The sequence below is a fragment of the Streptomyces sp. NPDC020917 genome (assembly GCF_044333795.1).
Taxonomy (GTDB): domain Bacteria; phylum Actinomycetota; class Actinomycetes; order Streptomycetales; family Streptomycetaceae; genus Actinacidiphila.
The window spans coordinates 93926-120711 of the sequence record NZ_JBIRRR010000020.1; the positions used below are offsets into that span (position 1 = coordinate 93926).

General features: G+C 71.8%; 21 protein-coding genes. 14 read left to right on the top strand and 7 right to left on the bottom strand.

The features are described from left to right. Positions 1–209 precede the first annotated feature (209 nt). A complete protein-coding gene (locus tag ACH4TG_RS32335) occupies positions 210–599 on the top strand; it encodes a hypothetical protein (RefSeq protein WP_398246171.1) in 390 nt (129 codons plus the stop codon). Positions 600–764: 165 nt separating this feature from the next. Here ACH4TG_RS32335 and ACH4TG_RS32340 read toward each other — a convergent pair whose 3' ends face one another. The 3 genes from ACH4TG_RS32340 to deoC all read right to left on the bottom strand — a co-directional run bounded on the left by ACH4TG_RS32340 (position 765) and on the right by deoC (position 4170). After that, complete coding sequence (locus ACH4TG_RS32340; RefSeq protein WP_398246258.1) at positions 765–1616, bottom strand: aldehyde dehydrogenase family protein; 852 nt, start codon at positions 1614–1616, stop codon at positions 765–767. Between the two features lie 110 nt (positions 1617–1726). Further along, on the bottom strand, positions 1727–3151 hold the full coding sequence (locus tag ACH4TG_RS32345) for an aldehyde dehydrogenase family protein (RefSeq protein ID WP_398246259.1): 1425 nt from the start codon (positions 3149–3151) through the stop codon (positions 1727–1729). Between the two features lie 23 nt (positions 3152–3174). After that, a complete protein-coding gene (gene deoC, locus ACH4TG_RS32350; protein ID WP_398246172.1) occupies positions 3175–4170 on the bottom strand; it encodes a deoxyribose-phosphate aldolase in 996 nt (331 codons plus the stop codon). A gap of 479 nt (positions 4171–4649) precedes the next feature. Between deoC and ACH4TG_RS32355 the strand changes: the two genes are divergently transcribed. Both ACH4TG_RS32355 and ACH4TG_RS32360 read left to right on the top strand, forming a co-directional pair. Then, positions 4650–5342 carry a PH domain-containing protein gene (locus tag ACH4TG_RS32355; RefSeq protein ID WP_398246173.1) on the top strand — a complete coding sequence of 231 codons (693 nt, stop codon included), beginning with the start codon at positions 4650–4652 and terminating at the stop codon, positions 5340–5342. Positions 5343–6091: 749 nt separating this feature from the next. After that, positions 6092–6490: a hypothetical protein gene (locus ACH4TG_RS32360; RefSeq protein ID WP_398246260.1), complete on the top strand. Its 399-nt coding sequence runs from the start codon at positions 6092–6094 to the stop codon at positions 6488–6490. Position 6491: 1 nt separating this feature from the next. Here ACH4TG_RS32360 and ACH4TG_RS32365 read toward each other — a convergent pair whose 3' ends face one another. Together ACH4TG_RS32365 and ACH4TG_RS32370 are read right to left on the bottom strand one after the other, a co-directional pair. Next, positions 6492–7016, bottom strand: coding sequence for an NUDIX domain-containing protein (locus ACH4TG_RS32365; protein WP_398246174.1), 525 nt, complete (start codon positions 7014–7016; stop codon positions 6492–6494). Then, on the bottom strand, positions 7013–8275 hold the full coding sequence (locus tag ACH4TG_RS32370) for an XRE family transcriptional regulator (RefSeq protein WP_398246175.1): 1263 nt from the start codon (positions 8273–8275) through the stop codon (positions 7013–7015). Before ACH4TG_RS32370 ends, ACH4TG_RS32365 begins: the two co-directional genes overlap by 4 nt. 242 nt (positions 8276–8517) lie before the next feature. On the opposite strand from ACH4TG_RS32370, the gene ACH4TG_RS32375 reads away from it, so the two are divergent. The 11 genes from ACH4TG_RS32375 to ACH4TG_RS32425 all read left to right on the top strand — a co-directional run bounded on the left by ACH4TG_RS32375 (position 8518) and on the right by ACH4TG_RS32425 (position 23806). Continuing rightward, positions 8518–9384 carry an ATP-binding protein gene (locus ACH4TG_RS32375; protein WP_398246176.1) on the top strand — a complete coding sequence of 289 codons (867 nt, stop codon included), beginning with the start codon at positions 8518–8520 and terminating at the stop codon, positions 9382–9384. A gap of 898 nt (positions 9385–10282) precedes the next feature. Further along, positions 10283–10681 (top strand): hypothetical protein, encoded by a 399-nt coding sequence (locus ACH4TG_RS32380; protein ID WP_398246177.1) that lies wholly within the window; start codon positions 10283–10285, stop codon positions 10679–10681. A gap of 198 nt (positions 10682–10879) precedes the next feature. Beyond that, positions 10880–11878, top strand: a complete 999-nt coding sequence (gene pstC / locus ACH4TG_RS32385; protein WP_398246178.1) for a phosphate ABC transporter permease subunit PstC — start codon at positions 10880–10882, stop codon at positions 11876–11878. Between the two features lie 34 nt (positions 11879–11912). Beyond that, positions 11913–13286: a phosphate ABC transporter permease PstA gene (gene pstA / locus ACH4TG_RS32390; RefSeq protein WP_398246179.1), complete on the top strand. Its 1374-nt coding sequence runs from the start codon at positions 11913–11915 to the stop codon at positions 13284–13286. Beyond that, complete coding sequence (gene pstS / locus ACH4TG_RS32395) at positions 13283–14995, top strand: phosphate ABC transporter substrate-binding protein PstS (protein WP_398246180.1); 1713 nt, start codon at positions 13283–13285, stop codon at positions 14993–14995. Before pstA ends, pstS begins: the two co-directional genes overlap by 4 nt. Beyond that, a complete protein-coding gene (locus tag ACH4TG_RS32400; RefSeq protein WP_398246181.1) occupies positions 14982–17471 on the top strand; it encodes a hypothetical protein in 2490 nt (829 codons plus the stop codon). The genes pstS and ACH4TG_RS32400 overlap by 14 nt, the downstream gene beginning before the upstream one ends. A gap of 248 nt (positions 17472–17719) precedes the next feature. Then, positions 17720–18805, top strand: coding sequence for a hypothetical protein (locus ACH4TG_RS32405; RefSeq protein ID WP_398246182.1), 1086 nt, complete (start codon positions 17720–17722; stop codon positions 18803–18805). 156 nt (positions 18806–18961) lie between these two features. After that, a complete protein-coding gene (locus tag ACH4TG_RS32410) occupies positions 18962–20095 on the top strand; it encodes a hypothetical protein (RefSeq protein ID WP_398246183.1) in 1134 nt (377 codons plus the stop codon). 134 nt (positions 20096–20229) lie between these two features. After that, a complete protein-coding gene (locus ACH4TG_RS32415; protein WP_398246184.1) occupies positions 20230–21777 on the top strand; it encodes an LPXTG cell wall anchor domain-containing protein in 1548 nt (515 codons plus the stop codon). A gap of 206 nt (positions 21778–21983) precedes the next feature. After that, positions 21984–22907, top strand: a complete 924-nt coding sequence (locus ACH4TG_RS32420) for a sortase (protein ID WP_398246185.1) — start codon at positions 21984–21986, stop codon at positions 22905–22907. Positions 22908–22951: 44 nt separating this feature from the next. Beyond that, positions 22952–23806 (top strand): phosphate ABC transporter ATP-binding protein, encoded by an 855-nt coding sequence (locus ACH4TG_RS32425; RefSeq protein WP_398246186.1) that lies wholly within the window; start codon positions 22952–22954, stop codon positions 23804–23806. 479 nt (positions 23807–24285) lie between these two features. On the opposite strand, the gene ACH4TG_RS32430 is transcribed toward ACH4TG_RS32425, so the two are convergent. Further along, positions 24286–24645 carry a hypothetical protein gene (locus tag ACH4TG_RS32430; protein ID WP_398246187.1) on the bottom strand — a complete coding sequence of 120 codons (360 nt, stop codon included), beginning with the start codon at positions 24643–24645 and terminating at the stop codon, positions 24286–24288. A gap of 458 nt (positions 24646–25103) precedes the next feature. Then, on the bottom strand, positions 25104–26765 hold the full coding sequence (locus ACH4TG_RS32435) for a phospho-sugar mutase (RefSeq protein ID WP_398246188.1): 1662 nt from the start codon (positions 26763–26765) through the stop codon (positions 25104–25106). Positions 26766–26786: the final 21 nt, after the last annotated feature.

Consider the following 26786-nt stretch of genomic DNA (forward strand, 5'->3'; position numbering starts at 1 on the left):
CAGTTGCCGCAGGGAGCGCGGGGAACTCCGCGACCAGCCACGACGCACGTCGCAGACGGCAGCGAACCCCGGGGGCACCCCGGATCCCGCAGGGGCTCGGGGAACTCCGCGCCCAGCCACGACGCACGTCGCAGACGGCAGCGAACCCCCGAAGCACCCCGGACAGGGCAAAGGCGTGACCGTGGGGCCGGGGCGGCGTTGGAACGGGTATGGCCTCACTCCGTACCGCCCTGCTCCTGACCCTCACCGGCGCCGCCGCCGTGGCCCTCCCCGCGGGGACCGCCGCCGCGGCCACGGCCGGCTCCGCCGCACCGCAGCCCGGGCAGTCCCTGCCCGACGTGCTGCCGGACTCCGTGAGTTCGGCGCTGCCGACCCAGACCGTCACCGGCGTGCTCGGCGACGCCGTCGGCCCGGTGAAGCACCTCACCCTCGACCCGCTGTCCAACACCAGCGTCGACCCGCTGGACAACGCGGTCGGCTCGCGGGTCGCCGACTTCAAGCCGCTGTCGACGGCGGTCGCCACGGATCCGCTGACCCACGGCGGCTCGCTCGCGACCCTGCCGCTGGTCGGCACCGCGACCGGCCTGCTCCCGGGCTGACCCGAGTCCGGGCCGAGGGGGTCCGTACTGCCCCCCGGCCGTCGGCGTCACGTGCTGTCGCCGGGCCGGCCGGGGATCGTCACCCCACCCTCTCCCGTCGGCCGGTGGCGCGAGGCGCCGCGCAACCCGGGGTCGTGCCCCGGGCGCGCGGCGCCCAATGCGAGGTCAGACCCCGATCGGGTGCCAGACCGTCTTCGTCTCCAGCCAGGCGGTCAGGCGCCCGGTGCCGGGGTCCGCGGCCCAGTCCTCGGCCGACGGGCGGCGGACCCGCTTGAGGTTCTCCGCCGCGGCCGTCTCCAGCTCGGTGGCCAACTCGGCCGAGGCGCCGGTCAGATCGATGCCGTTGACGTCCTGGTGGGCGGCGAGCGGACCGGCGATCTCCGCGGTCCTGCCGGACAGCACGTTGACCACGCCGCCGGGCACGTCCGAGGTGGCCAGCACCTCGCCCAGTGACAGCGCGGGCAGCGGGGCCCGTTCCGACGCCACGACCACGGCGGTGTTGCCGGTCGCGATCACCGGCGCCAGCACCGAGACCAGGCCCAGGAACGACGAGTCCTGCGGGGCCAGTACGGCCACCACGCCCATCGGCTCCGGCGTCGACAGGTTGAAGAACGGCCCCGCCACCGGGTTGGCGCCGCCCACCACCTGCGCGATCTTGTCCGTCCAGCCGGCGTACCAGACCCAGCGGTCCACGGCCGCCTCCACGACCGCCGCGGCCCTGGCCTTCGACAGGCCCTCGGCCTCGGCGACCTCGCGGGCGAACTGCTCGCCGCGGCCCTCCAGCATCTCCGCGACCCGGTACAGCACCTGCCCGCGGTTGTACGCGGTCGCGCCCGACCAGCCGCCCACCGCCTTGCGCGCGGCGACCACCGCGTCACGGGCGTCCTTGCGGGAGGACAGCGGCGCGTTCGCCAGCCACCGGCCGGCCTTGGAGTCCGTCACCTCGTACACCCGGCCGCTCTCGGAACGGGGGAACTTCCCCCCGACGTACAGCTTGTAGGTCTTGAACACGCTCAGCCGCGCGCCCTGCTGCTTCGCCTCGGACGCGGCACCGGCAGCGCTCGCCGCGGGGGCGGCACCGCCGCCCTTCGCCGGCTTCGCGGCCTTCGCGGACTTCTCTGACGCAGTCACTTGAGGTACCCCTCCAGGCCGTGGCGGCCGCCCTCCCGGCCGTAGCCGGACTCCTTGTAGCCGCCGAACGGCGAGGTCGGGTCGAACTTGTTGAACGTGTTGGCCCACACCACACCGGCCTTGAGCTTGCTGGCCATCGACAGGATGCGCGAGCCCTTCTCCGTCCAGATGCCGGCGGACAGGCCGTACGGCGTGTTGTTGGCCTTCTCCACCGCCTCGGCCGGGGTGCGGAAGGTCAGCACCGACAGCACCGGGCCGAAGATCTCCTCGCGGGCGATCCGGTGCGCCTGGGTGACGCCGGTGAACAGCGTCGGCGCGAACCAGTAGCCCGCGTCCGGGAGTTCGCAGGCCGGCGCCCAGCGCTCGGCGCCCTCGGCCTCGCCGGCCTCGGCCAGCGCGGTGATCCGGGCCAGTTGCTCGGCGGAGTTGATCGCGCCGATGTCGGTGTTCTTGTCCAGCGGGTCGCCGACCCGCAGCGTGCTCATCCGCCGCTTCAGGGCGTCCAGCAGCTCCTCCTGCACCGACTCCTGCACCAGCAGCCGCGATCCGGCGCAGCACACGTGGCCCTGGTTGAAGAAGATGCCGTTGACGATGCCCTCGACGGCCTGGTCGATCGGGGCGTCGTCGAAGACGATGTTCGCCGCCTTGCCGCCGAGTTCGAGGGTGACCTTCTTGTCCGTGCCGGCGACCGTGCGGGCGATGGCCTTGCCCACCTCGGTGCTGCCGGTGAACGCGACCTTGTCCACGCCCTCGTGGGCCACCAGCGCGGCACCGGCGTCCCCGTACCCGGTGAGGATGTTGACCACGCCGCGGGGCAGGCCCGCCTGGCGGCACACGTCGGCGAAGAACAGCGCCGACAGCGGGGTGGTCTCGGCGGGCTTGAGCACCACCGTGTTGCCCGCGGCCAGCGCCGGGGCGATCTTCCACGCCAGCATCAGCAGCGGGAAGTTCCACGGGATGACCTGGCCGGCCACGCCCAGCGGCCGCGGGTCGGGACCGAGGCCCGCGTGGGCGAGCTTGTCCGCCCAGCCCGCGTAGTAGAAGAAGTGCGCGGCGACCAGCGGCAGGTCGACGTCCCGGGTCTCGCGGATCGGCTTGCCGTTGTCCAGCGACTCCAGGACCGCCAGCTCGCGCGAGCGCTCCTGCAGGATGCGCGCGATGCGGAACAGGTACTTGCCGCGCTCGGCGCCGGGCAGCGCCGACCACGGGGTGAACGCCCGGCGCGCGGCCCGAACCGCCCGGTCGACGTCCTGCTCGCCGGCCCTGGCGACCTCGGCGAGCACCTCCTCGCTGGACGGCGACACGGACTTGAACACCCGGCCGTCCGCGGCCTCGGTGAACTCGCCGTCGATGAACAGCCCGTAGGACGGGGCGAGATCGACGATCGCGCGGGACTCGGGCGCGGGCGCGTAGGCGAACATCTGGTGCTTCACGGTCACGGGAATCAGTCCACCGTCACGTAGTCGGGACCGGAGTACCGGCCGGTGCGGAGCTTCTGACGCTGCATCAGCAGGTCGTTGAGGAGGCTGGAGGCGCCGAAGCGGAACCAGTCCGGGGACAGCCAGTCGTCGCCGACCGTCTCGTTGACCAGCACCAGGTACTTGATCGCGTCCTTGGAGGTGCGGATGCCGCCGGCCGGCTTCACGCCGACCTGCACGCCCACCGCGTCGCGGAAGTCGCGCACCGCCTCCAGCATCAGCAGGGTGTTCGCGGGGGTGGCGTTCACCGCGACCTTGCCGGTCGAGGTCTTGATGAAGTCGGCGCCGGCCAGCATGGCGAGCCAGGAGCAGCGGCGGATGTTGTCGTACGTCGACAGCTCGCCGTTCTCGAAGATCACCTTCAGATGGGCGCTGGATCCGTCGGCGCGTGCGCAGGCGGCCTTGACCGCGCGGATCTCCTCGAAGACGTCCATGTAGCGGCCGGACAGGAACGCGCCGCGGTCGATGACCATGTCGATCTCGTCCGCGCCCGCGGCCACCGCGTCCCGGGTGTCGGCCAGCTTCACGTCGCGGGCGACGCGGCCCGCGGGGAACGCGGTGGCCACCGAGGCGACGTGGATGCCGGAGTCGCCGAGGGCCTCCTTGGCCACCGCCACCATGTCCGGATAGACGCAGATCGCGGCGACCTGCGGGGTGCCCCGGTCGGTCGGGTCGGGCCGGACGCCCTTGGCGCACAGAGCCCGGACCTTGCCGGCGGTGTCGGCACCCTCGAGCGTGGTCAGGTCGATCATGGAGATGGCGAGGTCGATGGCGTACGCCTTCGCCGTGGTCTTGATCGAACGGGTGCCGAGGCCGGCGGCGCGGGCTTCCAGCCCGACCGCGTCGACCCCCGGCAGCCCGTGCAGGAAGCGGCGCAGCGCGCCGGCGGACGCGGTGACGTCCGCGAGGCCGGCCAGGCGGCCCGCGGCATCGGGGGCGTATGCGGGTACAACGGAGGACATGGTCACCACACCAGCATATCTACGCGCGTAGCAGCGTGTCACTACCCCTATCCTCCCTTGCTTCCGTCCTGGCGGGGCCGCGGGGAGGGGTGGTCCGGGCGGGCCGGGGCCGTTCCCTGGCGGGTCTTCGGCGGGCCCTGGGCGGGCCCTGGGCCTTCGGGCGGGTCCGGGAGGCGGGCCGGGCCGGCCGGGCTGTTGCCCGCGGCGAGGCGGGGGAGGGGGGCTGGGGCGGACGGGCTGTTGCCCGCGGCGAGGGGGGAAGGCGGGCTGGGCCGGGCGGCGGCCGGTCCGCGCGGGAAGGTGATCCGCGGGAAGGCGATCCGCGGGAACATCTGACCCGCGGGGAAATGTGAGAGTTGTCTCGATGGCGGGCCGGAGGCCGTTCTGTGCGGGGCGGACGGCCGGTTCCGGGTGACCGAGATCGGAAAGCAACCGGGTCGTGGCCGGTTGCGGTACGGCGTCGGGCAGAATCGGTGATTATGACAAGCCCCCACCAGGATCGCCCGAACGGTCCGGCCACCGCCGGGGACGGGCAGCAGCAGCCGAAGTACGCCGACCGCGCCTACCGCTCGATGGCCGGGATCACCGGCGGCGTGCTGCTGCTCGTGCTCGCCGGGTGGCTCGGCGGAGACGCGATCTTCCGCGGGCACGGCAGGACGCCGTGGCTGGCGCTGGCCGGGCTGCTGCTGGCGGTGCCGGTCATCGTGGCGTTCACGGTGCGGCCGGCGGTCTACGCGAACGACGAGCGGATCCGGATCCGCAATCCGCTGCGGACGATCGTCCTGCCGTGGACCGCGGTGGACCGGATCAGGGCCGCGTACTCCACGGAGCTGTTCTCCGGGGGCCGGAAGTACCAGCTGTGGGCGATTCCGGTGTCGCTGCGGGCGCGGAAGCGGGCGTCGCGGCAGGCGTCGCGGGCGGCTGCCGCCGGGGACAACCCGTTCGGGCCGAGCCGTCCGCGCCGCCCCGGGCTCCGCCCGGGATCCCCGTCCGCGGACCCGACGCGGGCGTGGTCGGACCAGGCCGTCGACGAGCTGAGCGAGCTTTCCGATGCGCGGCCCGTCCCGGAGGACGGGGCGGAGCGGCCGCCGGCCGAGGTGCGCTGGTGCTACGAGTTGATCGCTCCGGCTTTGGCGGGGCTCATCGTGCTTATTGTGCTTCTCGCTATCTGAGCCTCGCTTTTTCCGTTGTCCGGGGTGCTCCCGGGTGCGCCGTGCCGTGTGCGGGCCTCGTCCCGCCTGAGCCGGCGGCATCCGGGGTGCCCCCGGGGGCCGTCGCCGTGTGCCGCGGTGTCATGGCTTGTGGCGCAGTTCCTCGCGCCCCTTTCGGTGCACGTTCGGTGGGTGGGGTCGGGGCCGCCACGGGAGTGTCTCCTCGGAACTGTGCGTGCGGCTTTGTCCGTGAAGTGGGCCGGGTGGATGCACAGTTCCTGCGGGGACACTCCCGCACCGTCCCCTCCCAGCCCGGCCCCCGTCTGCGGGAGGAATGGGTCCGGGGGGCACCCCACAGGGGCGCGGGGAACTGCGCGCTCAACCACGACGGCGATGCACCCGGCAACGTAGGCCCGGGGGGCACCCCGAACCCCCGCCCCGGAGGGGCGATGCTCCAGGAGCGCGGGGAACTCCGCGCCCAGCCGCGACGGGTCCGCACCCGGCAGTGCGGCCCAGGGGGCACCCCGGATCCCGCAGGGGCGCGGGGAACTGCGCGACCGGCCGCCCACGCGCCGCGCACCCGGCGACGTACCGCACGGGGACAGCCCGGATTCCCGCCCCGGAGGGGCGATGCTCCCAGGAGTGCGGGACCTTCGCGCCCAGCCAGAGTGGGCCGTTCGACGGGAACGGGGGCTGGGGGCAGCCCGAACCCCGAAAGCGAAGCCCGCGCCCAAGCAGAGAGCACTCGGATGTCAGTGGGCCTCGGCATCATGGGCGAGGTGAACTCAGACATACTCATCGACGCCTGGCGGCGCCTTCTGGTGAACCCGAATGCATCGTGGGTTCTGTTCGAGCACGGCACCTGTGTCGTCCTGACCGCTCCGGAGGGGGACCTCGCGGAGCAGGCCGAGGAGATCCTCCGGAGGGTCGGGCCCGTGCATGTGGGGTCCTCGGCCGGGGACTTCACGGTGATCAACCCCGAGGACGCGGAGGGGTGGGCGGTGACCAGCCACCACCCTGACGTTCTGACGTATGTCGCAGCCGACGAGATCGAGGAGCACACCGACATCGCCGTCGGGCTCTACGGACGCTCCAAGCGCCACCGCGACGGCACCGAACTGCGCGTCGTCCACGTCGAGGACAAGCGGGACGAGGCACCCCCGGCGTAGTTCAGTCGTCCTGCCGCATGCGGGGAGGGAAGCCGTCGCACAGCAGCACGTTCGCCGCGCCTTCCATGCGCATCGCCGCGCTGAGTCTGCGGGCGAGGCGCTCGTTCAGCCGTCGGGAGGCATCCGCCGCGGAAACGAAGGCGACGGTGGAGAGCTCGTCGTCGCGGGGGTGCAGCGCGGCGGTCTGGGCAGGGCCGACGGTGCCTCCGTCGAAGAGGAAGGCCAGTTGATCGTCCCAGGGACCATGGGGCGGGACCCAGTCGACGACGAGGAGGCCGCGGAGGATGACGTCGAGTCCGAGTTCTTCCTTGAGTTCACGGCGGGCGGCGTCGTCCGGGGCCTCGTTGGCCTCGGCCATCCCGCCGGGGAGGTCCCAGCCCGGCTTGTACGTGGGCTTCACGAGGAGGACGCGGCCTTGTTCGTCGCGCAGCAGGACGTCCGCGGAGACGCGCTTGCGGGCCTGCTTGGCGTTGCCTTCGGCGAGATAGGCGTTCCAGGCTTCCGGGTCTGCGGGAGAGGGCCTCATGGCATCGTGCCTTTGCTGGGCGCGGGAACGAGATCGGCGAGCAACAGCATCCTCGCCCGGCGCGTTTCGTCCAGCCTCATCAGGAGGGCACGAACCGGCGGATGGTCGCGGTGTGGTGCGAGCTGGGCGCGAAGGTCGTCGATGTGGCGCAACACCCGGATCGAGCCGAGGTTTGGGTCGGCAGTCGCGATGTCGTTCCCAACGATGACGGCGGCATCGAGGTCGCTGCACCGGAGATGCAGAGTGGCCAGGGCGATGCGGCTGAGGACCAGGGAACGGGCGCGGTGGGACTCGCGGAGGTGGACCGCGTGTTCGGCGTGGGCGCGGGCTTCGTCATGGCGGCACAGATCACGTAGGACGAGAGCGGACTCGAGAGCCAGTGCTGCCCGATCGAAGGGGCTCAGCCATGGGCGTTCGGCTTCGGGCACGCCGTCGAGGGTTTCTTCGGCACTGGCGAGGGCCGCCATGGCGGGAGTCGGCTGGCCGGCTGCGGCCAGCGCGCGGGCCGACATGGTGTGCAGGCGGGCGACAAGGCTGGGAAGTGAGGGGCCCCTTTTTGTGAGAGCGAGCCCGCTCTGTGCCCAGTGCACTGCCGCTTCCGGGTCGCCGGTTTGGAGGGCGAGATGACTGGTACTCGCGGCAATGCTGGCGGTCAGCGGGGTGTCGCCCGACGCTCGTGCCAGTGGGAGGGCGCGGGCGAAGTGACGTCCCGCAGTGGTGTCCTGGCCTGAGTCGTGGGCCATCCACCCAGCCATTTCTGTGAGGATGGCGGCGACCGCGAAGACCTGGAGGGTGCCGTCGGCGTCCACCAGACGGGGACCGATGACCTCGCGCAGGTGGCGGGTGACGGAGGTGTAGAGGCGCCCGCCACCTGCCTGGCGATCGGCGGTGCGGAAGGCGTGCATCGCCGTCATGTCGTCGCCAGTCTGCAGAGGCTCGGCTAAGGCTTGCGTTGGGGCCGGGGCCGCGGGCTCCCAGGGGCGCTCGGTCAGACCGAGGAGACGGCCGGGGATATGGAAGGCATCGGCGATCTGCTCGAAGATGGCCAGCTTCTCGACCCGGCTCTTACCGTTCATGTAGTCATACAGCCGTCCTTGGCTGATATCGACCGCGGCAGCTATGCGGCGGGTGCTGACACCGCGGTAGTTGAGCAGACGGAACAGCGTGCCCATATCGCGGCTGGAGCAGGCGGCAAGAAACCGGCGATCGGCCAGAAGCCCGGTGACGATCTCGCGCGGGTCGCGCTCCGCACCATTCACGAGCACCTTCCTCAGTACAACCTGACCTCGAGGTTACGACCATGCTCCGCATGGTGACTCCGTCTTGGAGTCACGTAACGGAGTCTCCCGTGAGCGAACTGCAGTCGTCTACTGACGGTGCTCTGTTGCTCCGACGACGCAACGGACCTTCCCGGAATTCCGACCGCGAACGTGAATTCCCCACTGCCAGGCATGGACTGACCGTCCGTGTCACAAGGGCTCCCCGTAAAGGACCGCGTGCAATGACCAAGCCCACCACCGTCCCCGTCGGCTTCCGTGTCGAGGCCGAGACCGTCGCGGTGTCCGAAGCCCGGCACAAGATCCAGACCCTCGTGCGGAATTGGGACCTTCCGTTGCCGGGCGATGCACTCCGAGAACTGGAGCTGCTGTCGAGCGAAGTGATCACCAATGCCCTGCGCTATAGCGACGCTTCATGCGCCGTGACCGTGCGCTGGACCGGAGCGCGTGTGCGGGTCGAGGTCACGGATACCAGCTCTGCCCATCCCAAGCCGCGCGAAAGTTCACCGGATTCCGAAGGCGGCCGTGGCCTGCTCCTGGTGGACGCGCTTGCCGCTGACTGGGGCACTACAGCGGACCCGGCAGGGAAGATCGTCTGGTTCGAGGTCGGCCCTGGCACTGTCCCCTCCACGGAGCAGCCGTCGCCGTGGAGCACGCCAGGAGCGTGGACGATCACCACAACCGAAGGCATCGCGATCACAGGCCATTTACCCGCATGGGCCGAGGACGACCCGACCGAGGTGAACGTGCCTCCGCAAGAGCTGAGCAGGCGCCTGGCCATGATCAACCACCGCGCGTTCTTCGACGGTCCGACGCTGCCGATCACTGCGCCGGACCTTTGGGACGGTGTCGAGGAGGACTCCGTCCTGGAGGGCAGCATCGACTGCAACCCGTATGACCCCGACCCCGGCATGCGGATGCCAGTAGTCAACCTTCAAGTCAGTGTGGGACGTTGGATTCTCGGGCTTGACCCGCAGCGCCTCAGCGACATCGCCGCCCGGCTCCGGGCCCATGCCGATGTGCTCGACCACAAGGTTCGCCCCGCGCTCATCGCTGCCCGCGACGACTGGGCCTCCCACCACCCGCAGTGACAGCCCCTCTGCCAACGCCCAGACCAAAGTGCGGGTTCGGGTTCCGGGTTGCCCCCGGGCCGCCGTTCCCGTCGAACGGTCCACTTCGGCTGGTCGCGGAGTTCCCCGCGCTCCTGGAGCATCGCCCCTCCGGGGCGGGGGTCCGGGGTGCCCCCGGGCCTGCGTTGCCGGGTGCGCCCTGCGTCGTGGCTGGTCGCGCTGGGGGTACCTCCCAGGCGAAGCTCTGGGGGACCCCGCGCCCCTATGGGTGCCCCCCGGACCCATTCCTCCCGCAGACGGGGGCCGGGCTGGGAGGGGACGGTGCGGGAGTGTCCCCGCAGGAACTGTGCACACACCCGGCCCACCCAACGGAGAAAGCCGCACGCACAGTTCCGAGGAGATACTCCCGTGGCGGCCCCGACCCCACCCACCGAACGTGCACCGCCAGGGGCGCGAGGAACTGCGCCACCAGCCACAACGACGCCGCACGACGGCAAAGCACACCCGGGGGCACCCCGGCTGCCGAGGGGGCGCGACGAGACCAGCGCGACAAGCCACGACGAGACCCGCAGACGGCCACGCGCAGCGAGAGGCACCCCGGGGCCGGGCCCGGGCCAACGCGGGCCGAGCGTATGGGAGATGGGGCCCCTCGGAGAGGCAAAGCTGCTCCGGGGGAGTGGACGGACCCGGTGACGTTGAGTGATGTGGCGTGAACAAGGGGCAACTTCGGAGTGAAGGATGCCGCGAGCAACCTGTGAGACAACGCTGAACCATTCGCCCGCCGCCTACATTGCCCGTGCCGCCCGCGGCAACGAAGGCGCGGCGCTGTGCGCGGAACCAGCCGGGTTCGCTCGCCACCAAGCGGGCGTGCTCGCGCCTGCGCGCATTCCTCAGGGGCTGACAGGGGTGGGGATGCAGGATGGCCGGGGAAACAGGGGAAGCAGTGGGGGGCGGCGCGGCTCTCGGGACGCGGTGCCAGATCGACATCGGGGAGAGCGGACGGTTCTCCTGGCGGCTGACCGCCAGCAACGGCCGGGTGATCGCGCTGGGCGCGATCGCCTACCCGGACGAGGCGGCGTGCCGGGAGGCGTTCGAAGGGCTGTGCAGGCAGCCGGAGTTGCTCACCGGAGGCGTGCAGCACGCCGCGGAGACCAGCGGATGGGTGTGGCGGTTACGCGACGGCGAGGGCCGGGTGCGCGCGGTCTCCGCCCGGGCCTACGAACGCCATTCGACCTGCCAGGCCGCCTACGAACGGTTCCGCGTCCTGCTGCTCGCGCTGCGGGAGACACCGGCGTCGCTGTGGGGCGACGCGGGCTGAACGGCGTACCCCGGACCGTGGCACGCGCCGACGTGCGAGCCGGGCCGCGAGCCGACCGGAGGCCGTGACTGCCCCAAGGTGAACGGAAGTTGCCCCTACGGGTGCCCTCGTTCACTTTTCGGTGCTCACCCGGCCATCGCACCCCGTGAGCGTCATCCCGTGACGATGCGAACACGGGCACGAACAGCAGGTGCCGACATGGAGGTCGACGCCGGAGCGGCCGCGGACCGGCCGCGCCGGCTGCACGCCGACTCCGGGTTGCCCGACCGGCTGTTCCGCGGCGTCGCCCGCGGCGGCGGCGGTGTGGTGCTGGCCGTGATGCTGCTGGTCGGCGGCTTTCTGACGTTCCGCGCGTGGCAGGCGCTGCGCAAGGCCGGGTGGTCGTTCGTGACCACCGCCGCGTGGGATCCGGACGCCGGAAACTTCGGGATCGCGGCCGTGCTCACCGGGACCGTGCTGATCGCCCTGGTCGCGATCGTCTTCGCGGTGCCCCTGGCGATCGGCACCGCGCTGTACATCTCGGAGTACGCCCCGCAGCGGCTGCGCCGGACGCTGATCAGCACCGTGGACCTGATGGCCGCGGTTCCTTCGGTGGTCTACGGCCTGTGGGGGCTGTTCTTCCTCCAGGGCAAGGTGATCGGCCTGGCCCGCTGGCTGTCCACGTACTTCGGCTGGATCCCGCTGTTCACGGTGGACGGCGCCGATCCGCACGACCCGCTGGCCACCGCGACCGTCTACACCGCGTCGACGTTCGTCGCCGGGATGGTGGTGGCGATGATGGTCACCCCGATCATCTGCTCGGTGATCCGCGAGGTCTTCTCGCAGGCCCCGGTCGGCGAGCGGGAGGGCGCGTACGCGCTCGGCGCCACCCGCTGGGGCATGATCCGCTCGGTCGTCCTGCCGTTCGGCAAGGGCGGCATGATCGGCGGCACGATGCTGGGCCTCGGCCGGGCGCTGGGCGAGACCATCGGCGTCTACCTCGTGATCTCCCCGGTCTTCGCGATCCAGCCGCACATCCTGCAGAGCGGCACCAGTTCGGTGTCCTCGCTGATCGCCCTGCGCTACGGCGAGGCCAGCAAGTTCGGCATGTCCGCGCTGATGGCGGCCGGCCTGGCGCTCTTTCTGATGACCCTCGTCGTCAACTTCGTCGCCTCCTCGATCGTCGCCCGCAGCCGTTCCGGCGCCACCGCCGAGTAGCCGAGCAATCGGCGGAGACAGGAGTTCCTCCCGTATGACCACGGACGCCACGGCCACCAGCGGCGCGACCGAGCCGGGCCCGGCCGGCCACGCGCCACCCGCAACGCCCTTGCCCGCCACGCCCGTTCCCGCCACGTCCGGGGCCGACGGCGCCGGGCCGGGGGCGGCGACCACCCTGCCGGCCCGTACCGCGCGGCCCGAAGGGCAGGAGCGGCGGCGCAACACCGGGACCACGCGCGCCAGCGACGTCTACGCCATCGTCGGCGCCGCGGCCTCCTCGCTCGCGCTCACCTGGCTGTTCTTCACCCGGCTCGCCCCGTTCAGCGGCGGCCTGGGCTTCGTGGTGTTCGCCTACGTCCTCTTCCTCGCGCTGTACGCGCTGCTGGTGTCGTTCGACGAGAACGGGCCCGCGGTGCGCGACCGCTTCGCGTCGGTGATCGTGCACAGCCTGGCGGTGGTCCTGCTCACGGCCCTCACCTTCGTCGTGGTCTACACACTGTGGGACGGCCGCAAGGCGCTGCCGCACACCAACTTCTTCACCCAGGACATGAAGACCGCGGGTCCGCTGCAGCCGCTGAGCGTCGGCGGTATCCGGCACGCCATGGTCGGCACCCTCGTCCAGATCGGCATCGCGCTGGTGCTGACCGTGCCGGCCGGCCTGCTGTGCGCGGTCTTCCTCAACGAAGTGCCGGGCCGCTACGCGCGGTTCGTCCGCACCGTCGTCGAGGCGATGACCGCGCTGCCGTCGATCGTCGCCGGCCTGTTCGTCTACGCCACCGCGATCCTGGCCCTCGGCTTGGAGAAGTCCGGCTTCGCCGCGTCCCTGGCCATCTCGGTGATGATGCTGCCGATCATCATCCGCGCCTCCGACGTGGTGATCCGGCTCGTGCCCGGCACGTTGCGGGAGGCGTCGTACGCGCTCGGTTCGCCGCGCTGGCGGACCGTGTGGCACGTGGTGCTGCCCACCGCCCGGTCCGGCCTGACCACCGCCGTGATCCTCGGCACCGCCCGCGGCGTCGGCGAGACCTCGCCCGTCCTGCTGACCGCAGGGTTCACCGCGATCACCAACACCGACCCGCTGCACGGGCCGATGGTGTCGCTGCCGCTGGCCACCTTCGAGTTCGTCAAGTCCCCACAACCCGCCATGATCTCGCGCGGGTTCGGCACCGCGGCCACCCTCCTGGTCCTGGTCCTGGTGCTCTTCGTGGTCGCCCGCACCGTGGGCGGCCGCGGCCCCGGTGAGCTGACCAAGCGCGGCACCCACCGCCGGGTGGTCACCTCCCGCCGCGACCTGAAGCGCTTCGCCGAGCGGTCGGCGGCGCGCGCCGCCGCGTCCTCCGCAGGCCCCGCACCAGCCCCTCTCGACAGCCCCGAGCACGGACCCGCACAGGGAGTTGACGGATCGTGAAGAGAATACGGGCGGCGGCATCAGCCCTCGCCCTGATGCTGTGCACGCTGCTCGCCCTCGGCCAGCCGCCCGCGCACAGCGCCACCTACGCCCGTATCAGCGGTGCCGGTTCCACCTGGAGCCAGAACGCCATCGACCAGTGGCGCCGGAACGTCGCGCAGTACGGCATGACCGTCGACTACGCGGGCACCGGCTCCTCCGACGGCCGTCAGCAGTTCGCCAACAGCACCGTGGACTTCGCTGTCTCCGAAATCCCTTACGGGACGACGGAGTTCGGCGTGCGCGAACCCCCGCCCAAGCGCGGCTACGCCTATATGCCGATCGTCGCCGGCGGCACCTCGTTCATGTACAACCTCAAGATCAACGGCAAGCTGGTCACCAACCTGCGGCTCAGCGGCAACTCGCTCGCGAAGATCTTCACCGGTGTGATCAAGAACTGGAACGACCCGCAGATCGCTCGCGACAACCCCGGACTGACCCTGCCCAGCCGCAGGATCATCCCGGTGGTGCGCTCGGACGGCTCCGGCACCTCGGCCCAGTTCACCCTGTGGATGGCCAAGCAGCAGAGCGCCCTGTGGGACGCCTACTGCAAGCGCCTGGGCAAGCCCACGCCGTGCGGCGAGACCTCCAACTACCCGGTGATCCCCGGCTCCGGCTTCATCGCGCAGTCCGGCTCGCTGGGCGTGTCCGGCTACACCCGGCAGTCCTACGCCGAGGGCGCGATCACCTACGTCGAGTACTCCTACGCCCTGACCACCGGCTTCCCCGTCGCCAAGGTCCTCAACGCGGCGGGCTACTACACCGAGCCGACGGCCTCCTCGGTGGCCGTGGCGCTGCTCCAGGCGCAGATCAACCAGAACAAGGACTCCAGCAACTACCTGACGCAGATCCTGGACCGGGTCTACACCGACCCCGACCGCAGGACGTATCCGCTGTCCAGCTACAGCTACATGATCCTGCCGACGAAGCTGGAGTCGCCGCTCACCACGGACAAGGGCAGAACGCTCGGCGCGTTCTCGTACTACTTCCTGTGCCAGGGGCAGGCGCAGGCCGAGCGGCTCGGCTTCTCGCCGCTGCCCATCAACCTGGTCCAGGACGCCTTCGACCAGGTCAAGAAGATCCCCGGGGTGCAGACCCAGAGCATCAACATCCAGGGCTGCCACAACCCGACCTTCTCCACCGACGGCAGCAACACCCTGGCGAGGAACGCGCCGTTCCCCAAGTCCTGTGACCGGCAGGGCCCGACGCAGTGCACCGACGGCACCGCCGGCGCGCACGACACCCCGACCCAGGTGAAACCGGCCGCCCAGGGCGGAGGTTCGAGCGGCGGCAGCGGCAGCGGCGGCGGAAACGGCAGCAGTGGTGGTGGCAGCGGCGGCAGTGGCGGCGGCTCGGGCTCGGGCGGTTCGACGGCGGGTGCGAGCGGCGGCACGTCGGCGGGAACCACCGGCGGCAGCGCGGCCGGCAGCACGGGCGGGGTCGACCCCGACACCGGCCTGGCCACCACCGACGGCACCGGAGACGGCGGCACCGCGGGCAACGGGCAGGACGTCTCCGCCGCGTCGGTGATCGTCGGCGCGGACTCCTTCTGGGGCCTGCGCACCTGGCTGATGGGCCTGTCCGCCCTGCTGCTGCTCGCCGTCGTCCTCGCCCCGCCGGCTCTCGCGCGGCGGTTCACCGAATCCAGGAGGCGTGATGGCCGCGCGTGACCCCCAGCTCGCCAGGGGCCCGGTACGGATGCTCCGCCTCGGCGGCATCCTCACGTCGGTGCTGGCCGCGGTCGGCCTCGTCCTGCTCCCGCCCGCGGCGGGCGGCGGCCGGGCCCAGGCGGACAGCGGCTCGGCGGTGACCAAGTCGGGCGCGAAGGGAGCGTACGACGACTTCTCGCGGCTGAAGGTGACGGTCGAGCAGACGGCGAACCTGACCACCCAGGGCGTGAAGATCAACTGGACCGGCGGGGAGCCGACCACGCAGAACGGTGGCGTGTTCGTCGGCAACTACCTGCAGATCATGCAGTGCTGGGGGAGCGAGGCCGGACCGTCCCCGGAGCAGTGCGAGTTCGGGCAGCCGCCGGTGCCGTCCCCGGTGCTGAACGCCACCCGCACGGTGACCCCGCGCGACGACCCGCAGGAACCGACCGAGCGCGACATCCCCTTCACCACCGCGACGGGGCAGAGCTCCACGGACGTCAGCCAGTACTTCACGCAGTTCACCACCAACGAGCAGGATCTCGCCGTCACCGGATCCGACGGAACCGGTGAGACCGTCTTCTCCCTGGAGGACGACACCACGTCGCAGATCCTCGGATGCGGCGCCAGCCGCCAGAGCGGCCAGACGCCTCCGCCCTGCTGGCTGGTGGTCGTGCCCCGGGGCATGCACGAAGCCGACGGAAGTGCGCCGCAGTTCAACGGCCTTTCGACATCGGCCCTTTCGGCGACCAACTGGAAGCAGCGCATTCAGTTCCGGATGGACTTCCGGCCGACCGAATCGCCGTGCGTGATCGGCCAGGACGAACAGCCCACCACCGGATCCGACTTCGCTTTCCAGGCCATGACTTCCTGGGAACCGAAACTCTGCACCAGCGACAAGATCACCTACCAGTTCACCCCGCAGCTGGAGGATCTCTCGCGCCAGCAGATCGCCAATCCTGACGGAAATGCGGCCGGACTGGCGTTCGTGGAGAACCCGGTCGCGCCGCAGCCGGACGCCGCGTCGTCGCCACCGGTCGTCTACGCGCCCACGGCGGTCTCCGGGCTGGTCATCGGATACAACGTCAACGTCTCCGGCACGACCAGACAGGTCCCGCACCTGCGGCTGAACGCCCGCCTGGTGGCGAAGATGATCACGCAGAGCTACTCCTGCGATCTGCCCACCCCGCCCAACAGCCCGCCGTTCGGCCGGCTGGACCCCAAGAACGCCAAGGACCTCGCGGGGGACCCCGAGTTCAAGCAGCTCAACTCCGACGTCCACTACGGCTCCTCCAGCTCCTGCGACTTCAGCCTCGGCGTCCCGCAGGCCGGCAGCGACGGCGCGGCGATGCTGTGGACGTGGCTGCGCTCGGATCCTGCCGCGAAGGCCTTCCTGGAAGGCAAGGCGGATCCCTGGGGCATGAAGATCAACCCCTACTACCTGGCTCTCGATCCCGCCCACACCGCGCTCTCCGACTTCGGGAAGCCCGATTCCACCGTCTACCTGCCGGATCCGAAGGGCCACCCCGACACCAGGGTCACCGGCATCGACGTCAACCCGTACATGCCGAGCCTGTTCGACACGGCCCGCATCGTCCGCAACGGCACGAACGGCGCCATCCGCTCCTGGGTCTTCGGGGGCGGACCCCCGCTGGCGCAGAAGGACCCCCGGGCCCTTCCGGGCCAGTCGTTCATGATGGGCCTCACCGACGCCGCCAGCGCGGCCCGCTACCGGCTCGGCACCGCCGAACTCCTCAATGCTGACGGCCAGTTCGTCGCCCCGACGGTCGACTCGCTGACCAAGGCGGTGAACGGGATGAAGGCCGGCAAGGTGCCCGGCGTCCTCGACCAGGACCCCGCGCGGAAGACGCCGGGCGCGTACCCGCTCACGACGGTCACCTACGCCGCCGGCAACGCCTCCATGGATGCCGCCCAGCGCGCCAAGTACGCCACGCTGATCCGCTACGCGGTCGGCGCGGGCCAGCAGCCCGGCATCAGCTACGGCCAACTTCCCTTCGGCTATGCCCCGCTGACCCCGACCCTGCACGACCAGGCGCTCGCCGCGGCGACCGCGCTGGTCGCGGGCGTGGTCCCCACCTCGCAGGCCGACGGAGGCGCCGGCGGCGGCTCCGGCTCGGGCTCCGGGTCGGGCGGCGGCGCGAGCGGAGGCTCGGCCGGCGGTGGCAGCGGCGCGGCCGGCGGCGGCAACGGGACGTCCGGCGGCGGGAGTTCCGGCGGCTCCCCGTCCCCGACGCCCGCGGCCGCCGCGACCAAGGGTGCCGCGGGCGGGCCCAGCGCCTCCCCACCGGTCCACAACGTCGCGGACTCCGGCGGGACCACCCCCGGAATGATCCTGGGCGCCGTCCGCTGGGTCCTGATGATCGTCCTGATCGCCGGCATCGCCGGTTCCCTGGCCGGCCCGCTGCTGATGCGCGCCGGTGTCCTCCACGCAAGTGGCCGCCCGCTGCTGAACCTCCGCCGCTCCAGGACCACGTGACCTGACGCACGAGATCGGATCCGCCTACCCGTCCGGGGACCTGGGTGTCCCTTGGAGGGAAATTAAAAAAGAATTCGGAATACCTGTCGTTCACTTTCCCGGAGCGGTCAATTTGGTTGCCACCGATTGCCCGGGTCGGCAGGATATTCATCGTCCGGTTGACGGATCGGATCATTCTGGAGGGATTCCGGAGTCTCTCCTCGCGTCACATCTGGAAATTCCATCCGCACTTATTCGGAGGAAATACAGTGAACGTGAACTTCGCCAAGCGGGCGGCGATCGTCGCCGGTACCGCGGCCCTGGGTGTCGTGGTGGTGGCTGGTGCGGCCCAGGCCGACCCGCCGGCCGGTGTCCACCGCACGCTCGTCGGTGTGGGTTCCGACACCACGCAGGACGTGCTGAACGGCCTGTCCAACACGATCCTGGACCCGAACCCGACCGGCAGCTCCGACGGTTACCTGATCGCCTCCTACGACGCGACGGGCAGCTCGACGATCGCCACCCGCGACTCCGGCTGCCAGTCGGTCGTCCGCCCCGACGGCTCCGGCGCCGGTGTCAAGGCGCTGCGCGACGACATCGCGGCCGGTACGCACTGCCTGGACTTCGCCCGCTCCTCCTCCGCCCCGAACGCGAACGGCCAGTTCGACTTCATCCCGTTCGGTGTGGACGCGGTGACGCTCGCGGTGAAGTCCGGCAGCACCATCGGCGGGAACGTCACCCTGGTGGACCTCAAGCACGCGTACAACTGCCAGGACTCGACGGGCGCCGCCCTGCCGGCCGGCACCTTCCCGAAGCTCAACGGCGTCACCGTGCACCCGCTGGTGCCGCAGTCCGGCTCCGGCACCCGCAAGTTCTGGGCGTCGACGCTGGGCTTCAACGCCACCACCCTGCCGTCCTGCGTCAGCGACGTGGCCAAGAACGGCGCGTCCGTCCAGGAGCACAACGGCAACGCGCTGCAGCGCACGGCCGCCGCGGACGGCGCCGAGGACGTCATGCCGTTCTCCATCGCGCAGTACATCGCGCAGGGCCGCGGCATCTCCGGTGTGACCGACCGCCGCAACGGCGCCGTGCTGGAGACGATCGGCGGCGTCTCGCCGACCGACGCGAGCGGCAACCTCAACACCGCGTTCCCGATCAACCGCGAGGTCTACAACGTCATCCCGCACACCCGGGTGACCGAGAGCCTCATCAAGGACACCTTCATCGGCGCCAACTCCGAGGTGTGCACCGCGCTGTTCAGCGGTTCCACCACGGTGATCAACGAGTACGGCTTCGGCACCGACACCAACTGCGGCGCCCAGCTGACCGCGCTCACCAGCAAGGACCTGGTCTGACCCCTCGGGTGACGGGCCTCGTCCGGCGAGTCCCCTGACCCCTTGACCACCACGGCGGGCCTCCTGCCCCGCCGGGCCGGGCACCCCCTCGCGGGTGCCCGGCCGCACCCCGCACCGCCACCCACACATCGGACTCCTCAGGGGGGAACGAAGCACATGTCGAGACGAAGACTGCGCGGCGTACTGGCCGGCGCACTGGGACTCGCCCTCGGTACGGCCGCCGTGGTCGCCGGCGCGGGCACGGCCGACGCCGACTCCGCGGCGACGACGGCGACCTCGGGGACGGTCACCCTCGTCGCCCGCGGCAGCGCGCTCACCGACACCTCGCCGTTCGCGCAGGTCTCGGTGGACAGGGCCTGCCCGGCGAACTACCGCGACGCGCTCAACGTGTCGGTGGTCGTGCCGGACGGCCGGGAGTCGCTGCTGGCCTCCCACCTCACCAGCGGCGCGCCGTACGCCACCGCCCCGGTCACGGCCGACGTGCCCGCCGCCACGGGCAACGGCACCATCGTCCGGTCGATCGCCACCGCGTTCGCCCTGGTCCACGTGCCGGTCGCGGACGGGACCTACCCCATCCACGTGACCTGCGCCAACGCCGACCGCACGGCGTTCACCGAGCACCCGACCTTCACCGGCTTCATCGACATCACCGGCAGCACGTGGCAGGTCTCCTCCCGCCCGGCGCCGGCCGCGACGAAGGTAAAGCTCTCCGCGAGCCCGGCGAACCACGTGCAGGTCGGCCAGCCCTTCACACTCACCGCGAAGGTCGCCGCGGGCGTGCCCGGAACCGTGCAGTTCGAGGCGGACAACGGGGTGACCGTGGTGGGCGCGCCGGTGCCCGTCGTCAACGGCACCGCCAGCATCCAGCCGCCGGTCAACACGGTCGTGAACGTCCGCCAGTACATCGCCGTCTTCACCCCGGCCGACCAGCTGGCCTACGCCCAGGACTACGAGACCCTCGACTACGCGTTCGTCGACGCGCCGTCGGTCACCGTCACCGACGCCGGCGGCAACACCCTCGGCGACACACCGCAGTTGACGTTCGGCCAGACCGTCACGGTCTCGGCGCGGGGCTTCCGGCCGGCCGGCGGCGAGAAGGTCGACGTGGCCGTCACCAACGTCTACGGCCCCCTCCCGGCGGTGCTCGCCTCGACGGCCTCGAACAGTGCCGGAGTGGTGGCGGACTACGCGCTCACCGTTCCCAGGAACATCTGCGCCGGGACCCACAAGGCGGTCCTCGTCGGAGAGCAGACCCTCGTGGCGATCACCTTCACGTTCACCACGAAGTAGCCGTGCCGGCCCGGCGGTTGCCCCGCTGACCAGCACGGCAGACCAGTGCCCTGCCACCCGCCAGGTGGCAGGGCCGCACGCGTGACACGCACCCACCGCCAACCACCGCCACATCCCCGAGGGGACGAGGAGATATGAGACGAAGAATGCACGCCGCGCTGCTCAGCGTGCTGGCACTGGTCCTGGGCAGCGGCGCCCTGGTCCTCACCACCGGGGAGAGCGCCCACGCGGACACCTCGGACGCGAAGGTCACGCTGAACCCGGCCAGCGGCAGCGTGACCGACGCCCCGGCGTTCCCGCAGATCTCGGTCGACCAGGCGTGCCCCGACGGCTACCAGGACTCCCTGAACGTGTACCTGGCGCTGCCGAACAAGACCTCGGGCGCCGTGTCCGACATCCTCCTGGCCAGTCACGTCACGGGCGGCGCACCGTACGGCACGGCTCCGATCAACGCCACCCTGCCCACGGCCGCCGGCCCGTTGAACCGGTCGATCACCACGGTGTTCGGCTTCGCGGGGTACAAGGACGCGAGCAACGCGCCCTATGTCGTCGACGGCTCCTACGTGATGCACATCGTGTGCAAGTCCAGTGACACCACGAAGACCGACACCCCCACGTTCACTGCCCAGTTCGACATCACGGGCAGCCAGTGGACGCAGAAGGCGGCCACTCCGCCCGCGGCGACCTCGCTGACCGTCACGGCCGACCCGGCCGGGCACCAGCAGGTGGACAAGGACTACACCCTCCACATCGCCGTCATCCCGGACGACGCCGTCGGAACGGTGAAGGTCGCCTTCCAGTCGCAGACCGTGGGGGAGGCGGCCTACGCGAGCGGCGGAGTGAACGTCACCGTGCCCAGGACGTCGACCCCCGGGGTGACCACGCCGACGATCACCTTCACGCCGACCGACCCGCTGAAGTTCGTGCCGAGCGCGACGACGCTCGCCTACCCGATCGTCGCCGAGCCCTCGCTCGTCGTGCAGAACGAGGCGGGGGACACCCTGCAGGACACCCCCACCCTGGCGGCGGGGGCCAAACTGAAGGTCAGCGCGGAGGGCTTCCTGCCGGGGGCCGGCGCGAGCAACGGAGAGGGCGTCACGGTCACGCTGGACGCCGCCCCGACCGCCCTGGCGACCAGCCAGGCGACCACCGACGGCTCGATCCCCGGTCTCCAGGTGACGCTGCCCGCCGACCTCGCGGACGGCGCGCACACGCTCGACGTCACGGGCGACGACAGCGGGATCAAGCAGACCTTCGCCTTCAAGGCCGGCAAGGACTCCGGGACCACGGCCGGGACCGGCGACACCACCGGCACCACCTCCGGCAGCGGCGACACAGCCGGGTCCGGCGACACCTCGGGCACCACCTCCGGCAGCGGTGACACGGCCGGCTCGGGGGACACCGCGGGCTCCGGCGACACCTCCGGATCGGGCGACACGGGCGGTTCCGGGGACACCTCCGGCACGTCCGGCGACGTGTCCGGCGGGACCAGCGGCACGAGCGGTGCCGCCGGCGGCGGTTCGTCCGGCGGCGGCAACGGCCCGCTGGCGGCGACCGGTGCCGCGGGCATCACCTCGCTCAGCCTGCTCGCCCTGCTGCTCCTGGGCGGCGGCGGTTACGCCGTCTACCGGGTCCGCAGGGACGGCAGGCTGCTGACCTTCGGCCCCACCCCGCGCGACTGACCTTCGCCGCGCGACCCGCCATGCGGCGGGTGGGGACGCCGCAGCCCGCGGTGTCCCCACCCGCCGCATGGCGGGCGTCCGACCCGGACGTGCCGACCGCTGGACGGCATGCCTCCGGCCGACAACCGGCCGCGTCCGGCCGACAACCGATACGCATCCGGCCCGCATCCGACCAGCACCGAGAGCCCGCACCGAAGGAGCCACCCGTGGCCGTACTGACACCGTCGCAGCCCGCGGCCGCGCCGCCGGAGCCCCAGCAGGCCGAGCCGCCACCGGGCGGCGGACCGAGGCCGGACCCGCGCTTCGTGATACCCGGCGCCGCGCTCACCCTGCTGGCCGCGCTGCTGCTCGGCTTCGCCGCGCACCTCACCGTCCTCGGCCACATCGAGCACGCGCACGCCCAGCAGGCCGGATTCGACGACCTGCGCAAGGAACTCGCCCTGGGCACCGCGCCGGTGGGACGGCTGGACCAGAACGGCAAGCAGGTGCCGACCGGTTCACCGGTCGCCGTGCTGCACATCCCGTCCATCAAGCTGCGCGAGGTCGTCTTCCAGGGCACCACGTCCGGGGTGCTCACCAAGGGCCCCGGGCACCTGCGGAACACCCCGCTGCCCGGACAGCCCGGCACCAGCACGATCCTGGGCCGGCAGTGGGGCTACGGCAGCCCGTTCAACCACCTCGACGAGCTGAAGGCCGGCGACCCGATCACCGTCACCACCGGGCAGGGCCAGCAGCACTACCGGGTCACGGGCCTGCGCAGGGCCGGGGATCCGGCGCCCGCCGTCCTGCAGAGCGGGCAGGGCCGGCTGACGCTGATCACCGCCACCGGCGGCGCCTACACCCCGCGCGGGGTGCTCCGCGTCGACGCCCAGCTGACCGGCACCGCGCAGCCCGCGCCCGCGGCCGGCGGCCAGATCTCCACCGCGGAACGCCCCCTGGAGGGCGACCCGTCCGCCTGGCTGCCGGTGATGCTGTGGCTGCAGGCGCTGCTGCTCGCCGTCGTCGCCGTCACCTGGGCCTACCGCCGCTGGGGCCGCTGGCAGACCTGGATCGCCGGCGTCCCGGTCCTCGTCGCGATCGTCGTCGCGCTGTCCGGCGCGGCCACCGAACTGCTGCCGAACCTGCTCTGACCACCGCCCGCGCGCTCACCCACCTCCGAGGGGAAGCACACCCGATGTCCACCACCGACGAGACCGTCAAGCTCCCGCCCGTACCGGGTCCTTCGGCGCCGCACACCCCCACGGCGGCGTCCCGTTCCGCCTCGCTCGAAGCCCGCGACGTCTCCGCCTGGTTCGGCGACCACAAGGTCCTCGACCAGGTCTCGCTGACCATGCCGGCGCAGCGCGTCACCGCGCTCATCGGCCCGTCCGGCTGCGGCAAGTCCACGTTCCTGCGGATCCTCAACCGCATGCACGAACTCGTCGGCACCGCCTCGCTCGCCGGGCAGGTGCTGCTCGACGGCCAGGACATCTACGACCGCGGCCGCCGCATCACCCAGGCCCGCCGCGAGATCGGCATGGTCTTCCAGAAGCCCAACCCCTTCCCGGCGATGAGCATTTACGACAACGTGCTGGCCGGCCTGAAGATGAACGGCGTCAAGGCCGGCCGCAGCGAGCGCGACGACCTGGTCGAGGAGTGCCTCACCAAGGCGGGGCTGTGGCGCGAGGTCCGCGACCGGCTGCGGCAGCCCGGTGGTGCGCTGTCCGGCGGGCAGCAGCAACGGCTTTGCATCGCACGGTCGTTGGCGGTGCGGCCGCGCGTGCTTCTGATGGACGAGCCGTGCTCGGCCCTCGATCCGACCTCGACGCGGCGCATCGAGCAGACGATCGGCGAGCTTTCGGACGAGGTCACGATCGTGATCGTCACCCACAACATGCAGCAGGCTGCGCGGGTTTCGCACTCCTGTGCTTTTTTCCTTGCGGAGCAGGGTACGCCTGGGGTGATCGTCGAGCACGGTTCGACGGAGGCGATGTTCTCGTCGCCGCGGGACGAGCGCACCTCGGACTACGTCAACGGCCGCTTCGGCTAACGGCTCCGCCTTCTGCGGTGTACGGCTCCCGGGCTGCCCCCGGGCCTGCTCTGCCGTGCGCGGGCATCGTCGTGGCTTGTCGCGCAGTTCCCCGCGCCCCTTGCGGTGCACCTTCGGTGGGTGGGGTCGGGGCCGCCACGGGAGTGTCTCCTCGGAACTGTGCGTGCGGGTCTTTTCGTGGGGTGGGCCGGGGGGATGCACAGTTCCTGCGGGGACACTCCCGCACCGTCCCCTCCCGGGCCGTCCCCCGTCTGCGGGAGGAATGGGGACGGCGTCCACCCATGGGGGCGCGGGGAACTGCGCGACCAGCCACAGCCGGTCCGCACGCGGGAACGTGGGCCCGGGGGCAACCCCGACCCCCGCCCCGGAGGGGCGATGCTCCAGGAGTGCGGGGAACTCCGCGCCCAGCCACAATGCGTGGCGCACCCGGGAGTGCGGGCCCGGGGGCAGCCCGGTTGCCGACGGGGGGCCGGGCATCGCTACCAGACGACGATGCCGCCGTCGTGGGCCCGGGCTCGCACCGCGGCAGCGACGATGTTGTCGAAGCGCTCGGTGACGTAGCCGACCTCGTAACCACCCTGATGGGCAAGGCGGCCCAGGTGGGGACGGAGCGCCTCGCACTCGGCGAGGAAGTCGTCCACGTCGCCGCGCTCCACGTAGAGATCGCCGCTGCGCAGTCGCGGGAAGAACCGGCAACCCAGAGCCCGGATCGCCTCGCTGCCCCACAAACGGGTCCGGGTGCTCTCGAAGCCGGCCAGGGTCTCACCGTGGTCGGGGTCCTCCAGGAAGTCGTGGCCACCCTCGGCGTCATAGACGAAGGTGTGCACGAGGAGACTCATGGCCCGATCCTCCAAGAGCACCAGCACCATGTCGAACGTCCGCGCTCCTGGAGCATCGCCCCTCCGGGGCGGGCGTCGGGGGTGCCCCCGGGCCCACGTTCCCGCGTGCGGACCGGCTGTGGCTGGTCGCGCTGGGGGCACCTCCCAGGCGAAGCGCTGGGGGACCCCGCGCCCCCATGGGTGGACGCCGTCCCCATTCCTCCCGCAGACGGGGGCCGCCCGGGAGGGGACGGTGCGGGAGTGTCCCCGCAGGAACTGTGCACACACCCGGCCCACTTCACGGACAAAGGTGCACGCACAGTTCCGAGGAGACACTCCCGTGGCGGCCCCGACCCCACCCACCGAAGGTGCACCGCCAGGGGCGCGGGGAACTGCGCGACAAGCCACGACGAGACCAGCAGACGGCCACGCGCAGCGCGAGGCAGCCCGGGAGCCGAACCGGGCCGAACCCTCAGGGGTCAGAGGCCGGCTGCTGAAGCCAGGGAGGACTTGAGCGCGCCGAGGACGTCGAAAGCGGCCGTCCGCGTACGGGCGAGATCGGCCCCCACCGGGACCACCACCTCCAGGTAGCACTTGATCTTGGGCTCCGTACCGGAAGGCCGCACCACGACCCGCGCCGCCGCAACCCCCTCGCCGGCCAGGCGGTACCGCAGGCCGTCGGTGGGCGGCAGATCCCCCACCCCGGACCGGAGGTCCTCCGCCGAGACCACGTCGAGCCCCGCCAGGGACGCGGGCGGCTCGGCCCGCAGCCGGGCCATCGCCTTCGCGATGAGGGACAGGTCGGCGACCCGCACCGAGAGCTGGCCGGTCGCGTGCAAGCCGTGCGCGACGGCCAGTTCGTCCAGGACGTCCGTCAACCGGCGCCCCTGCGCCCGCAGTTCCGCGACCAGCTCGGCCACCAGGAGCGCCGCGGTGATGCCGTCCTTGTCGCGGACGCCCGCGGGGTCGACGCAGTAGCCGAGGGCCTCCTCGTACCCGTAGCGGAGCCCGGGCACGCGGGCGATCCACTTGAAGCCGGTGAGGGTGTCCCGGTACTCGAGTCCGGCCGCGCCCGCGATCTTCGACAGCAGCGAGGAGGAGACGATGCTCGCCGCGAACACGTCGCGGCCCGGCCGCGCCGCACCTCGCCGCACCAGGTGCTCGGCGAGGACCGCGCCCAGCTCGTCACCGGTGAGCATGCGCCAGCCGCCGGGCGCGGCGGCGTCCGGCACGGCCACCGCGCAGCGGTCCGCGTCGGGGTCGTTGGCGATCACGACGTCGGGGGCGCGCCCGCCGGCGTCCTGCGCGGCCTTGAACGCCAGGTCCATCGCGCCGGGTTCCTCGGGGTTCGGGAACGCGACGGTGGGGAAGTCCGGGTCGGGCGCGGCCTGTTCGGGCACCACGACGGGAGCGGGGAAGCCGGCCCGGGCGAAGGCCGCAGTCAGCGTCTCCAGGCCCACGCCGTGCAGCGGGGTGTAGACGACGGACACGTCACGGGCGCCGCCCGGGCGGACCACGGCCGCGGCCCGCTCCAGATAGGCGTCCAGCACGTCCTCGCCGAGCACCGCCCAGCCCGACGCGGGCCGCGGCACCGAGTCCAGCGCCCCGACCGCCGCGATCGCGGCGGCGATCTCCGCGTCGGCCGGCGGCACGATCTGCGAGCCGTCGCCGAGGTACACCTTGTAGCCGTTGTCCTGCGGCGGGTTGTGGCTGGCGGTCACCATCACGCCGGCCGCCGCGCCCAGGTGCCGGATCGCGTACGCCAGTACGGGCGTGGGCAGCGGCCGCGGCAGCATCAGGGCGCGCAGGCCCGCGCCGGCCATCACCGCGGCGGTGTCCTGGGCGAACGCCTGCGACATGTGGCGCGCGTCGTAGCCGATGACGACGAGCCCGCCGCCGTGCGCGTTGAGGTAGGCGGCGAGGCCGGCCGCGGCACGGATGACGACAGCCCGGTTCATCCGCTTCGGACCGCCGCCGAGGGCGCCGCGCAGCCCGGCGGTGCCGAACTCCAGCGTCCCGGAGAAGCGCTCGGCGAGGTCGTCCAGGGCGCCGTCGGCGAGCAGCCGCTCCAGCTCCGCCCGGGTCCGGGGGTCCGGGTCCTCGTCGATCCAGGCGCGCACCCGGGCCAGCAACTCGTCCATCGTCTCCTCCGCGAAGTGAAA

What these genes read in the sequence shown, in the direction of transcription:
- ACH4TG_RS32335 (WP_398246171.1), top strand. Translation starts at nt 210, where the DNA reads ATGGCCTCACTCCGTACCGCCCTGCTCCTGACCCTCACCGGCGCCGCC.
- ACH4TG_RS32345 (WP_398246259.1), bottom strand. Translation starts at nt 3,151, where the DNA reads ATGTTCGCCTACGCGCCCGCGCCCGAGTCCCGCGCGATCGTCGATCTC.
- deoC (WP_398246172.1), bottom strand. Translation starts at nt 4,170, where the DNA reads ATGTCCTCCGTTGTACCCGCATACGCCCCCGATGCCGCGGGCCGCCTG.
- ACH4TG_RS32355 (WP_398246173.1), top strand. Translation starts at nt 4,650, where the DNA reads ATGACAAGCCCCCACCAGGATCGCCCGAACGGTCCGGCCACCGCCGGG.
- ACH4TG_RS32360 (WP_398246260.1), top strand. Translation starts at nt 6,092, where the DNA reads ATGGGCGAGGTGAACTCAGACATACTCATCGACGCCTGGCGGCGCCTT.
- ACH4TG_RS32365 (WP_398246174.1), bottom strand. Translation starts at nt 7,016, where the DNA reads ATGAGGCCCTCTCCCGCAGACCCGGAAGCCTGGAACGCCTATCTCGCC.
- ACH4TG_RS32375 (WP_398246176.1), top strand. Translation starts at nt 8,518, where the DNA reads ATGACCAAGCCCACCACCGTCCCCGTCGGCTTCCGTGTCGAGGCCGAG.
- ACH4TG_RS32380 (WP_398246177.1), top strand. Translation starts at nt 10,283, where the DNA reads ATGGCCGGGGAAACAGGGGAAGCAGTGGGGGGCGGCGCGGCTCTCGGG.
- pstC (WP_398246178.1), top strand. Translation starts at nt 10,880, where the DNA reads ATGGAGGTCGACGCCGGAGCGGCCGCGGACCGGCCGCGCCGGCTGCAC.
- pstA (WP_398246179.1), top strand. Translation starts at nt 11,913, where the DNA reads ATGACCACGGACGCCACGGCCACCAGCGGCGCGACCGAGCCGGGCCCG.
- ACH4TG_RS32400 (WP_398246181.1), top strand. Translation starts at nt 14,982, where the DNA reads ATGGCCGCGCGTGACCCCCAGCTCGCCAGGGGCCCGGTACGGATGCTC.
- ACH4TG_RS32410 (WP_398246183.1), top strand. Translation starts at nt 18,962, where the DNA reads ATGTCGAGACGAAGACTGCGCGGCGTACTGGCCGGCGCACTGGGACTC.
- ACH4TG_RS32415 (WP_398246184.1), top strand. Translation starts at nt 20,230, where the DNA reads ATGAGACGAAGAATGCACGCCGCGCTGCTCAGCGTGCTGGCACTGGTC.
- ACH4TG_RS32425 (WP_398246186.1), top strand. Translation starts at nt 22,952, where the DNA reads ATGTCCACCACCGACGAGACCGTCAAGCTCCCGCCCGTACCGGGTCCT.
- ACH4TG_RS32430 (WP_398246187.1), bottom strand. Translation starts at nt 24,645, where the DNA reads ATGAGTCTCCTCGTGCACACCTTCGTCTATGACGCCGAGGGTGGCCAC.
- ACH4TG_RS32435 (WP_398246188.1), bottom strand. Translation starts at nt 26,765, where the DNA reads ATGGACGAGTTGCTGGCCCGGGTGCGCGCCTGGATCGACGAGGACCCG.